Source organism: Gleimia sp. 6138-11-ORH1 (assembly GCF_024814355.1).
Taxonomy (GTDB): Bacteria; Actinomycetota; Actinomycetes; order Actinomycetales; family Actinomycetaceae; genus Gleimia.
Genome location: NZ_JANUXV010000001.1, coordinates 337,742 through 349,992, shown reverse-complemented (window position 1 = coordinate 349,992; position 12,251 = coordinate 337,742). Strand labels below are relative to the sequence as shown.

Below are 12,251 nucleotides of genomic sequence, written 5' to 3'. Positions count from 1 at the left end.
AAAGCAGTATTTATGAGTGAAGTAAAAGAACCTGTTTATAATCGAATCGCCGTGTTACGCGCGGATCGGAAGGTAAGTCGCAAAGAACTTGCCGACGCTTTGGGCGTCCACTATCAGACGATTGGTTATTTAGAACGCGGGGAGTATCTCCCGTCGCTAATCTTAGCGTTGAAACTAGCAAAGTTTTTTGACGTGCCTGTGGAGGCGATTTTCAGCCTCGATAAATTCTCTCCCCTCTCTTAAGCTGCGTTTAAGACATTTTAAGAGCGCATAAAACTTTTTCGGGGCGCGTAGAGTTTTCTAACCAAAACTCTACGCGCCCCGACTATATGCACCTGTGGTTCACCTGTTGCTACTGATTAAGGACTTTAGCAACACCACCTGTCCTATAAGCCGTATTTCACCCCTATGCTGTAGCTCCCTGCGTTTAAACTCCCCTGAGGCAACAAAAAATCCTGAAGCATTTGCTTCAGGATTATTTTTGGTGGGCCCAGAGGGACTCGAACCCCCGACCTACTGGGTGTAAACCAGTTGCTCTAGCCAACTGAGCTATAGGCCCGTATTCATTTATTTGCGCTCTCACAAGCACATATATAACTATACATACCGACTTCTAAAGTGCAAAATCAGATTCTAGAAAAAAGGCATTTAGTGGCACACATTACAGACAGGCAGCGCCCTTGGGAAAAGAAAAACCGCTGATTCTCAACGAAAACCAGCGGTTCATGAAGCCAATAAATCACTTACGACCAGACGCGACCAAACGCATTCCCGCCCAATCCGGAGCAACCTTAGATGCCGAAGTTGGTTTCAACCCCGCCACCTTAGCTGCATCTTGAATATCAGCCGGACGCACATGCCCATAGCTACCCATCTTTGGAGTGAGCACCCAAACGTCTCCCCCATCGTCTAAGTTAGCTATCGCGTCCAATAAAACATCTGCCAAGTCTTCTTCCTCAGCATCATCAGCTCGCCACCAAATCAACACCCCATCGACAACGTCTGAAAACTCGCCGTCAACAATGTCTTCACCAGTAGCGTCCATAATGTCGTCACGCAGTTGCGCGTCGACGTCAGTGTCCCAATAAAATTCCTGGACAATCTGCCCAGCTTTAAACCCCAAATTGTGGGAAGGTTTAGCGTCTGCTTCAGCAGACAAAGAAATATCATTCACAAATACATTCTACAAATAATTCCGTAAATTTATAGCTTAAAAACATCACAAACAGCCACGGAAACAAACCCGGCGTTTCCAAGCACAAATAGAGCTGCTTACAAGCAGGTGTGTACTTATTAACAAGATGGGGACTTCTGTCCCGTTCCAGTAGGCAACGCGTTAAAAATAGTGGAAAATAGAAGGGTATGCACATAGCTGTGCGACGTACTTCGTCGCTTTCAGAGAAAGAAGGAAATCGTGAGCGAACACGAAATCCGCCCGTTAATCAACGGCATCCTCAGCCAGGTTCCTGACAATGACCCAAGCGAAACCAGTGAATGGATCGACTCGCTTGAAGCCCTAATCAATGAAAAGGGGGGACCACGCGCACGTTACATTCTGCTCCACATGCTTGACCAAGCACGCCGCAAAGACGTGCAGATCCCACTGGAACTAACCACCCCATACATTAACACCATCCCAGCCGACGAAGAACCAGCTTTCCCCGGTGACGAAAAGCTTGAACGCGTCTACCGTCGCTGGATTCGCTGGAACGCAGCCGTACAGGTAACCCGCGCCCAGCGCCCCGGCGTTAAAGTAGGCGGACACATTTCCTCTTACGCTTCCTCCTCCACCCTATACGAAGTAGGTTTCAACCACTTCTTCCGTGGAAAAGACCACCCCGGCGGCGGCGACCACATCTTCTTCCAAGGTCACGCGTCCCCAGGTATCTACGCTCGCGCTTTCCTCGAAGGACGCCTCAGCGAAGCCCAGATGGATGGCTTCCGCCAACAGGTTTCCACCGAACACGGTATCCCCTCTTACCCACACCCACGGCAAATGCCGGACTTCTGGGAATACCCCACTGTTTCCATGGGCCTTGGCCCAGCTGAAGCGATCTACCAAGCCTGGTTCGACCGCTACCTACACATGCGAGGAATTAAAGACACCTCTCAACAGCACACCTGGGCGTTCCTCGGTGACGGCGAAATGGACGAACCAGAATCCCGCGGTATGCTCCAGTTAGCTGCCCAGCAGGGACTGGATAACCTAACTTTCGTGGTGAACTGTAACCTCCAGCGTCTGGACGGCCCAGTGCGCGGTAACGGAAAGATCATTCAGGAACTTGAAGCCTTCTTCCGCGGTGCCGGTTGGAACGTAATCAAGGTGCTTTGGGGCCGCGGCTGGGACCAGCTTCTAGAAGCTGACGAAGAACACGCCCTAATGAACGTGATGATGGAAACCCTGGACGGCGACTACCAGACGTTCAAAGCAAATGACGGTGCCTACGTGCGCGAACATTTCTTCGGACGTGACCCTCGCGTGGCGAAACTCGTAGAAAACTGGACAGACGACCAGATTTGGGCACTAAAGCGTGGTGGCCACGACTACCGCAAGGTATTCGCCGCCTACAAGTCCGCCATGGAACATACCGGACAGCCTACCGTTATCTTGGCTCACACCATTAAGGGCTACTCACTCGGTAAATCCTTCGTGGGGCGTAACGCCACCCACCAGATGAAGAAACTAACCATTGATGACCTGAAGGCACTGCGTGACCTGCTGCGCATCCCAATCTCAGACGAAGAACTTGAGGCAAACCCATACATGCCTCCTTACTACCGTCCAGATGCGTCTGACCCAGCATTGCAGTACATGATTAACCGCCGTCATGACCTGGGTGGTTTCCTCCCCTCACGTCACCAAGACGACCCTGCACTTCCACTGCCCGCTGAAAAACCATTCCTAGCTGCGTCGAAGGGCTCCGGTCAGCAAGAAGTTGCCACCACCATGGCACTGGTCCGTCTCTTTAAAGACCTGCTAAAAGATAAGAATATCGGCAAACGTCTGGTACCAATCATTCCTGACGAAGCTCGTACTTTCGGTTTGGACGCAATCTTCCCATCTGCAAAGATCTTCAACACTCACGGCCAGAACTACACTGCCGTTGATGCTGACATGATGCTTTCATATAAGGAAGCTCAGGCCGGGCAAATCCTGCACACTGGGATTAATGAAGCTGGATCTGCCGCAGTTATGCAGGTAGCGGGTACATCTTACGCAACCCATAATGAACCGATGATTCCGTTCTACATTCTGTACTCAATGTTCGGATTCCAGCGCACCGCCGACCAGTTCTGGGCTGCCGGTGACCAGTTAGCACGTGGCTTCATCATCGGCGCTACCGCGGGACGCACCACCCTTGCCGGTGAAGGCCTCCAGCACATGGACGGTCACTCTCACCTGATTTCTGGCACTAACGCTGCAGTAGTTTCCTACGATCCTGCATACGCATACGAAATCGGTCATATTATCCGCGACGGTTTAGAACGCATGTATGGTCCAAATGAAAAGGGTCGTGACCGTGACGTAATGTACTACATTACCGTTTACAACGAACCCTACCAGCAGCCTGCCGAGCCAGAAAACCTGGATGTAGAAGGCGTAGTAAAGGGTATCTACCAGCTGGATCACATCAGTGGCGATCGCCCAACTGTGAAGCTACTAGCTTCCGGCGTGGGAGTACCTTGGATTCGTAAAGCCCGCCAGCTGCTGGCAGATGACTGGGGCGTAGACGCAGCAACCTTCTCTGTGACTTCTTGGAATGAACTGCGTCGCGACGGTTTAGCTGCAGATAAGCACAACTACCTAAACCCAGATGCTCAGCCGCAAGTTGCTTACGTAACCCAAAAGCTAGCTGGCATTGCCGGACCTACCATTGCAACTTCTGACTGGGATAACCTGTTGCAAGACCAGATCCGCAACTGGGTGCCAGGTGCTTACTACACCCTGGGAGCAGACGGCTTCGGCTTCTCTGACACTCGCCCAGCTGCCCGCCGCCACTACAAGATTGACGCTGAATCTGTAGTCGTTCGCGCCTTGCAGGCTCTTGCTGACGCCGGCCAGGTTGATCGTTCCGTAGTTGCCCAGGCAATTGCAAAATACGATTTACATAACGTAAACGCCGCGCAGTAGCCCCTAGTTACCTTACCGGCCAGTCGGCCAGTAGGGTTTAGACAAACCAAATAGGTTCATATTCTGCCAGTGGTGGGGAGTTTCCTTCGATATTTCCGAGGGCGCTCCCCACCACTTCTTTATCCTCTATAGCTGTCTTATAACCCACCGCACCCCATGCTCACCGCGCACCCCACGCTCACCGCGTACGTTTTGCTCTTTAACGCCCGGCTCAATAACCGTGGCTTATCGCCCGCCCTCGAAATAAAATGTCTCCCAGCTGGAGCGCATAAAATATTCCCCTGCATGGAATCAAACTCCATGCAGGGGAATCTCAAACTATAGTTAAACCAGCTGCCCCGCGTAAGTGCCCACCACAGCGAAAACCAACCCCACCAGGCAAGACGCAAGTACGTATATCAGTGCCGTACTCCACTGACCCTGTTCCACCAGCAGTAAAGTTTCCACGCTAAAGGTAGAAAAAGTGGTGAAACCTCCGCATAAACCCACTCTAAGAAGCAAACTGGTGGACTCAGATACGCCTACTTTATGTGCGAAAATCTCCACTAAGAAAGCTAGCAGGAAAGTTCCCAGCATATTCACACTAAAAGTTGTCCAGGGAAATCCGCCTTTATAAGGAAATGCTACGGAAAGTAGATAGCGCATTACTGCACCGATAAAGCCACCACATCCAACTGCTAAAGCATTAATGAACATGCCTCTAGTCTAACTCTTTCCCGGTTATTTCCCAGCCAACTCAGGTTTTTCTTCTAAGACTCCGTCACGAATCTCATAGACTCTGTCACAGTACTGTAATAGACGCCTATCGTGGGTAACCATAATGGTAGTGCGATTATATTCATGAGTTAGATCCCGCAGTAACCGGCAGGTTTCTAAAGCCCGTTCAGTATCCAAAGCGGCAGTAGGTTCATCTGCTAGGATCACTTCTGGCTCATGCATTAAAGCAGTCGCAATTGCCACTCGCTGTCTTTCCCCACCAGAAAGGTCAGCGGGATATTTCTTCGCAAGCTGCTCAACTCCCAGCTCTGCAAGCAGGTGAGCACGTCGTTTCAGGTCTGCTTTTTTCCCAGCCGCTTTAGCATGTAGCAAAAGCTGTTCTTCCACTTTCAAAAAGGGGACCAGTGAAGATGCCTGCAAAATGAACCCAAGTTTTTCAAAACGAATTTTTGAGCGTTGGCGGGGATTAATGTTATCTACCCGTTCTCCGGCTAAGGTAACTTCACCGGTAGATGCGGACTGCAATCCTCCGATGATGGTAAGGAAAGTGGATTTCCCAGATCCAGAAGGGCCAATCACGGCAATGAACTCACCTTTTTCAGCAGTAAAGTTCGTGTTTTTTAAGGCGTGGATTTCTTCTGCGCCCTGCTTAAATGTTTTGGAAACGTCTTTAAGTTTAATCATCAGTTAATTGCCTCAATCGGATCAATGCGACTAATCATCCGGGTAGGGATTAACCCACCTAGTACGGTGAAGAAGATAAAGCCAGCGGTTACTGCCGCATATAAAGTTGGTTCTATCTTGAACGGAATGTTATTGCCAATAAGTAAAGAAGTTAAGATCACGGCGCCGAAGCCTAAGCTCACGCCAACTACAGAAAGCGTGAAAGTTTGTATCGCTCCCCCGCGAATAATATAGGCAGTGGAAATCCCCTGTGCTTTCATGATTCCGAAAATCTGGCGTTTTTGTACAGTCAGCACGTAAATGAAGATTGATAAGACCAGGGCGGTGATGCCAATGAGTGAGCCAATCATCATCCCAAAAGTTAGGATCTGCGCGCGATATCCGGGAAGATTGTCGATAAATTCATCGGGGGTGACTCTTTCCAGTTCCGCTTCAGTTAAGACACTCGCTAACTTCGCATCTGGTTCTGCAAAGACTATCAGCGCGTTAGCGGCAAATAGATCTGCTTGGGCAGTCTGCGGGTTTTCAATGAACAGAAGTTCTTCTTTAAACTCAGTAGCTGGAATGAAGAAAGTTGGGGTGGCGGTGAACTTAGCTTTAGTAAAACCAGTGATCTTCCAACTGGCTGCGACTTCAGCATTATCTTGAGGATTGGGTAGTTCCAGCACGTCACCGATTTTTAAGCCGCGCTTTTTGAAGTCTATATCCGCTACCATCTCAAATTTGTTAGCAGGTAGTTCACCTTCTACTAAAGGAGGAGCTAGTTTAGTGTCAAAGTCGATTCCGAATACGAAAGCGTTTTTGCGGGTGTCTTTCTTTTCAGCAGTTGCTTCACTATCCGTAGTATCTGTACTGGGATTAGGCAAAGTAACCACTACGGTTGTCACCAGCACCGGAAGCGCGTCGCTAACTTCATTTGTAACTGCTTCTACCTGTGCGTTGGTGATACGCGAACCCACCAGGTTGTAGTTAGAGGTTTTACTCACGATCAATGAGTGAGCTTGCCAGTTACGGATAGCTTCTGTGTAAGAAGATGCCAGCCCGTAGGCCAGTCCAGTTAGGAAGTAAACTAAGTAACTTACTAAGAAAATAACGGTAGTAATAAGAATGAATCGAGACGCGCTATGGCGGATCTCGCGTAAAGCTAGGAACACTTTTCCTCCAGGAGTTCAGTTATTTTAAGTATGACTTACCTGTACGCTCATCGCATTCGCAAAATGTAATTCGCTTTGTTTAGTTAAAGTTCTCTCATACTGTTTTGGCTCCTTGCAGAGTATTTTCTACAAGGAGCCAACTAGCTTAAGGGTTAGGGAAGTCCTTTTTCTCCCGGCGCCCAAATCCGTCCGGCATACTTAGGGGCAACCAGGTTTTCTAGGTGGAGTATTTCATCGACCTCTTCTTTAGTTAAAAGACCGTGTTCTACAATCAAATCGGCTACATTGGCTCCGGTTGCTACTGCTTCTTTACCGATTATGTCGCCGTGGTGGTGTCCAATGATCTCATTGAAGTAGGTAATGATCCCCACTGAGCCCAGTACCTGCGCGCGACATACTTCTTCATTCGCGGTAATCCCCGGAACTGAGTTCTTCCCCAGGGTATGTGCTGCATTTTCTAAAAGTGTCATTGATTCAAAGAGACACTGGGCAATTACTGGTTCCATCACGTTTAGTTGGAGTTGCCCAGCTTCAGCTGCCATGGTTAGAGTTACGTCATTTCCCATCACTTTGAAACAAACTTGGTTGACGACTTCAGGGATTACAGGATTTACTTTGGCTGGCATGATTGAAGAACCAGCTTGCTGGGAAGGGAGGCGGATTTCTCCCAGTCCGGCGCGCGGCCCAGAAGAAAGTAGTCGCAAGTCGTTACAGATTTTGCTGAGTTTAATTGCTAAGCGTTTTAATGCTCCGTGGACTATCACGTATGCGCCGGTGTCTGAGGTAGCTTCGATCAGGTTATGAGCGGGGCGTACTGGCAGCCCAGTTACTTCAGCGAGGGCGGAAACAACTACGGATGAATATCCCTCTGGCGTGTTTAATCCTGTTCCAATGGCGGTGGCGCCCAAGTTTACTTCCAAAAGTAACTCTGAAACGGTGTTAATGATAGCCATATCTTCGCGCAGGGTAACTGCGAAAGCACGGAATTCTTCACCTAGGCTCATGGGTACTGCGTCTTGCAGCTGGGTACGCCCCATTTTGATTATGTGCTTAAATTCTTCTGCTTTGCGTTCAAAGGCTTCGGCTAGGAATTCGATTTGTTGATTGAGATCGTGCAGTTCTTGGTAAACGGCGATTCTGAATCCGGTGGGGTAAGCGTCATTGGTTGATTGTGATTTGTTCACATCATCGTTGGGGTTGATGATGTCGTAGCGGCCTTTTTCATAGCCCAGAAGTTCTAATGCCAGGTTGGCAACTACTTCGTTAGTGTTCATATTTACGGAAGTTCCGGCGCCGCCTTGGAATACGTCTACCGGGAACTGGTCTAAACACACGCCCTCTTCTAGGATTTTGTCGCAGGCTTTCACAATTGCGTGGGCTACGTCCTCGGCCATCACGTGAAGGCGAGCATTTGCCAGGGCGGAAGCTTTTTTAACCTGCACCATAGAGCGGACAAAAGTTGGGAAGTGGCTAATGGAGATTCCTGAGATATTGAAGTTCTCTTTTGCCCGTAGAGTATGTACTCCCCAGTAGGCTTCAGCGGGAACTTCGCGAGCCCCCAATAGGTCTTCTTCCACACGAGTCATCTTTGCCGTACCTCTTTGTTTTCGGATGGGTTTTATTTACTCTTCTAGCCTACCTATTTCTACTTGCTTGCGCCGGCATATTCCGGATTAATTTTCCGAGGGCGGAGAACCTGCCTTTACGGTTTCCTCCGCCCTCGGGATTTATTTAGTTATTATTTGACGGCCCATTTTTCGTCGCTGCTAATTCCTTTGGCGACTAGCCCGGGGTCTGCGCTCAGTGGTGTGCGCAGTTTCGGGTAGCGTTTATCGCTCTTCCACCAAGGCATCCATCCCACGTATCCGTCTTTGGGTGGAACTGGGGATTCGGGGTTGAATCCAAGTTCTGCTGGAGTTTCTGGGATCATGTCAGTTTGGAAGTACTTGTCTTTATCGTCGAAGTGTTCGTTGACGATGGTGCGGAATTCTTTTAGTTCGAAATAGAGGTTGTTGGTAATTGGATTACGTTTTGTAACGATGATCTTGTAGAGCCAGTAGATGAATAATCCTACGTTGAAGATTAAAGCTGCCGCGGCGCAAACGATGTTTGCGACTGGGTTCATGGTGGCGAAGTTATTCATATGTGCTGGGGGGACTAATAGTTCAGGCAGTAGGTTATTTGCTGCGATCCAGAACATGAGGGTGAAGCAGCGGAACCAGATCCACTGTCCTTTTGCCCAGCTGAATGCGGGAATTGTGCAGGCTAAGAGGAGAGCTAGTGTGCAGTACCAGGTGTAGTCTGCTAAAGCGTTGTATAAGAAAGCGTGGTTCCATAGGTCGTAGGCGATCACCCAGGGCCAGACCATGTCTGTCCAGATTAAGCCACGTACTTTTTGTTTTCCTGGTGAGGTGATCGCGATTTTACCCAGTCCGGTGATGGTGATGATGTTTAGGACTCCGGCGATTGCTGAGAGGATATTCCAGTATCCTCCGATGGTGCGAAAGCCTGTGGCTGGGTCGATTCCGACGTGGTTTGCTTTGAAGTTGTCGGCTACGGCTTGGTACCACTGTGGTGAGTGGAGTGGTTCGGTTACGCCGCGAGTTTCGGGAAGTCCGTTAATCATGTCGATTCCTTGGCGTGAATCGTTGATGCTTTGTAGACACTGGGGGTCTGCACCGCAGGCGTAGTAGGTGTCTGCTTCAAGGAAGATAGTGATATCGCGGATATTTGCTTCCATGATGTTTACTGCCAGGCCGATCCAGAGGGCGACTCCTAGCCAGATTGCGTAACGGTGTGCTTTTACGGGGTTGCGTTTTCCGTAGACTAAAAGCGCGCCTGTCATGGTGGCAGTTGCTACCATGATGACGTATTTTCCGAAGGGGAACCAACCTACCATGGGGGTTCCGTGGAGAGCGGCATATGGCATCATCGCTAGTCCGCCGAAAGTCCAGAGGGCAAAAATCGTCCAGTTCCAGCGGCGGTTAATTTCTGCGATGGCGATTTGGGCGATAAATACTGCTATCCAAATTAGATAGAGGCGGGGGCTACCAAGCTCCCAAAGAAAGAGCGATTCCATGGTGAGTACCTTCGATTCGTCATTGAACTTATTTATTTTAAGCGTTTGGCTTATTGATTTTAATCGTAGTCAGCTGGAACTGCTTTCATCTAGACATAAAGACCTAATTGTTTTATTTTTTTCACTTTTATTTTGTCTTACTTTTGTTTCGTGAGAAATTTTCCATGCTAAATGCACAAATCACCTGTTAGGGTTATATCGAGGCTAAGTTACACGAAAGCCCCAATATCTTTAAGTTTTAAAGTTATTTATTTACAAAATAAGTGAGTTGTACAATGACGAAACAAATCATTATAAACGTAAATCCAAAGACCATTGCTAAAGTTGCGGGCGCCATTGGAGCCGCCGGACTTGCCGGAATGATTGGATTCTCTCAGCTGAGCGGAAAAGCTACTAAAGCAGAGCGCGAATGGCGTTACCCAGCAGACGATATTATTGACGCGAACTATAAGAATGGACGTTCTTCCACCTACGCTATTGATATTGATGCACCCGCTTATGCGGTTTACCGTATCTTCAAGCAAATCGGCGCAGACAAGTCCGGTTCTTTCTCTTCAGAGTTCTTAGAACGTACTTTCGCTCGGCTACCTTTCTTCAACTCCTATGAAATTCAAGAAGAATTCCAACAACCTGATTCCCTTCTGCCCGGTGACGTAGCCGCTTTCGATTTCCATGGCATGACTATGGAATGGGCAGACGTAGTTCCCGGTAAGTACTTAGTACAGTGGGTTGATACTAAGAACCCACCAGCTGCTCCCGGATCTTACGCTTTCCGTTTCCCCTTCATGACTCACTACGCAGCTGCCTGGTGTTTCTACATCGTTCCTCTCAAAGGTAACCGCTGCCGCTTAATTAACCACTGGAGAATTGGTTTCGACCCCGATACCAAAGCCGCAGCTGCAATCAACTGGATTAACATCGAATTAATCGGTGGTTGTATGGCCCACCTACAGAATCTTTACGTTAAGCGAGTCGCCGAGTTCAGGAAGAAAGAACAGTGGCACGGAAAGATTATGCGCGGTATCTTAGGTGGTCGCTTCTGGTCTAAGACCCCCGCCGGACGCTGGGACGGCACCCCACTATTTGAAGATACCTACACTCAGTGGATGCGTTACGGACGGCAATGCCCAGCCGTTGCTGAAATTCGTCCACCTGTTACCGATAACCCAAATTGGCCACCAACCGGCCCGGATTCCCCCTGGGCAGACACCGTAGATGCCGATTACTTCACCGGCTGGAGCGAACCTGAATTCGATTGGAACGAACAGATCCGCCAAAAGATGGAACGCACCTACCTGGATAACTGGGGTAAAGAAAACTAATCACATATCAGTTTTTGCCGCGCTTAAATGTTAATATCGCTATTTAAGCGCGGCAAACTTACTCATTACGCTAGGAGTTTCCCATGGATGTTGACTACCCTACGCTTTTCTTCTTTGAAGTAGGTGAATGGTGGGATTATGCCATGCTAATCGTTGTGATTGCCGCCTTGGCTTTTGCAGCTTGGCTTGCCCAACGATCCAAATGGTTCGCCCTGACCACTTTCATCGTTATCCCCGTGTTACTAACGATTTTCTGGTGGCCCTATTCAACAGCTGGCACTCACTCTGCCGGTTGGTTTGCGATTGTAAAACAGTACTCTGCCTTAGCTGGAGCGCTTTCTTTAGTTGCATTACAGTATTTCCCGAAACTACAAAAGTCTAAAACTTATCTTGCGTTACCGGCTCTGCTACTGGCCGTGAACATTTTAGAAGCAGTCATTAGAGATATTCAATGCTACTGGATCCACGGGGCTGACCCGGTAAATGGTTTATGGACTTTTGGTGGGCCATGGAACTTAATGAACGCAGCAGCGGGAATCCTCAACCTAATCATGATTGGCGGCTGGGTAGGTATCTACGTTGCAAATGATAAGAGCAAAGCTATTATCTGGACAGACTTAACTGTCTGGTGGATTATCGCCTATGACCTTTGGAATCTTTCCTACGTTTATAACTGTCTTTCAGATAGAGCCTGGTACTCAGGGGTAGCTCTCCTGCTGGCATGTACTATTCCTGCTCTATTACCTTTCGGCAAAGGTGCTTGGATCCAATACCGCGCTTACACGCTCACCTACTGGTCAGCAGTAGTCTTAACTTTCCCAGCATTTATGCACGATTCTATCTTCGCGCACCGCCCCAGCCACTCAGCTGCCGCCATGTTCGTTTTGGCTGCTGCTTCCCTGGCTTGTAACGTAGCTTTATTCATCTACCACATTCACCGCATTTGGGTGACGAAGCGTAACCCTCTTACTCAAGAACTTTACGCTGACCTGCCAGCTGCTAAAGAATTGGTAGAGCGCACCGCTTCAGATGAAGTGAAAGCAGAAATTGCTGCACGGTTAAAGCAAAACTAACTTAGAGGGAATAAATCAATAAGGGGTGGTTCTCTAGTTTCACTAAAGAACCACCCCTTTCGCTTACCCAGATATTGAATACTTAACGTT

General features: G+C 48.8%; 10 protein-coding genes and 1 tRNA gene. 4 read left to right on the top strand and 7 right to left on the bottom strand.

From position 1 onward, the window contains the following. Positions 1-12 precede the first annotated feature (12 nt). Positions 13-243 carry a helix-turn-helix transcriptional regulator gene (locus NXS08_RS01450; protein ID WP_259136363.1) on the top strand — a complete coding sequence of 77 codons (231 nt, stop codon included), beginning with the start codon at positions 13-15 and terminating at the stop codon, positions 241-243. A gap of 239 nt (positions 244-482) precedes the next feature. Here NXS08_RS01450 and NXS08_RS01445 read toward each other — a convergent pair. After that, positions 483-559, bottom strand: a tRNA-Val gene (locus tag NXS08_RS01445). 180 nt (positions 560-739) lie between these two features. Further along, positions 740-1,174, bottom strand: a complete 435-nt coding sequence (locus NXS08_RS01440; RefSeq protein ID WP_259136361.1) for a DUF3052 domain-containing protein — start codon at positions 1,172-1,174, stop codon at positions 740-742. A gap of 240 nt (positions 1,175-1,414) precedes the next feature. Here NXS08_RS01440 and aceE point away from each other — a divergent pair, with 240 nt between their 5' ends. Continuing rightward, positions 1,415-4,132 carry a pyruvate dehydrogenase (acetyl-transferring), homodimeric type gene (aceE, locus tag NXS08_RS01435; RefSeq protein WP_396232233.1) on the top strand — a complete coding sequence of 906 codons (2,718 nt, stop codon included), beginning with the start codon at positions 1,415-1,417 and terminating at the stop codon, positions 4,130-4,132. A gap of 324 nt (positions 4,133-4,456) precedes the next feature. Here the strand turns inward: aceE and crcB are convergent, their stop codons facing one another. From crcB to NXS08_RS01410, 5 genes are all read right to left on the bottom strand, one after another. Continuing rightward, the gene (gene crcB, locus NXS08_RS01430; RefSeq protein ID WP_259136359.1) at positions 4,457-4,828 is read right to left on the bottom strand and encodes a fluoride efflux transporter CrcB; all 372 of its coding nucleotides are present in this window, start codon (positions 4,826-4,828) and stop codon (positions 4,457-4,459) included. Positions 4,829-4,852: 24 nt separating this feature from the next. Beyond that, a complete protein-coding gene (locus NXS08_RS01425; protein WP_259136357.1) occupies positions 4,853-5,533 on the bottom strand; it encodes an ABC transporter ATP-binding protein in 681 nt (226 codons plus the stop codon). Continuing rightward, positions 5,533-6,687 carry an ABC transporter permease gene (locus tag NXS08_RS01420; RefSeq protein ID WP_259136355.1) on the bottom strand — a complete coding sequence of 385 codons (1,155 nt, stop codon included), beginning with the start codon at positions 6,685-6,687 and terminating at the stop codon, positions 5,533-5,535. The genes NXS08_RS01425 and NXS08_RS01420 overlap by 1 nt, the downstream gene beginning before the upstream one ends. Positions 6,688-6,839: 152 nt before the next feature. Continuing rightward, complete coding sequence (gene aspA / locus NXS08_RS01415) at positions 6,840-8,273, bottom strand: aspartate ammonia-lyase (protein WP_259136352.1); 1,434 nt, start codon at positions 8,271-8,273, stop codon at positions 6,840-6,842. 152 nt (positions 8,274-8,425) lie between these two features. After that, entirely contained in the window at positions 8,426-9,766 is a 1,341-nt protein-coding gene (locus tag NXS08_RS01410; protein ID WP_259136351.1) for a DUF5692 family protein, read from the bottom strand. A 275-nt stretch (positions 9,767-10,041) separates the two neighbouring features. Between NXS08_RS01410 and NXS08_RS01405 the strand changes: the two genes are divergently transcribed. After that, the gene (locus tag NXS08_RS01405) at positions 10,042-11,088 is read left to right on the top strand and encodes a hypothetical protein (RefSeq protein ID WP_396232232.1); all 1,047 of its coding nucleotides are present in this window, start codon (positions 10,042-10,044) and stop codon (positions 11,086-11,088) included. A gap of 83 nt (positions 11,089-11,171) precedes the next feature. Next, complete coding sequence (locus NXS08_RS01400) at positions 11,172-12,161, top strand: DUF5692 family protein (RefSeq protein WP_259136350.1); 990 nt, start codon at positions 11,172-11,174, stop codon at positions 12,159-12,161. Positions 12,162-12,251: the final 90 nt, after the last annotated feature.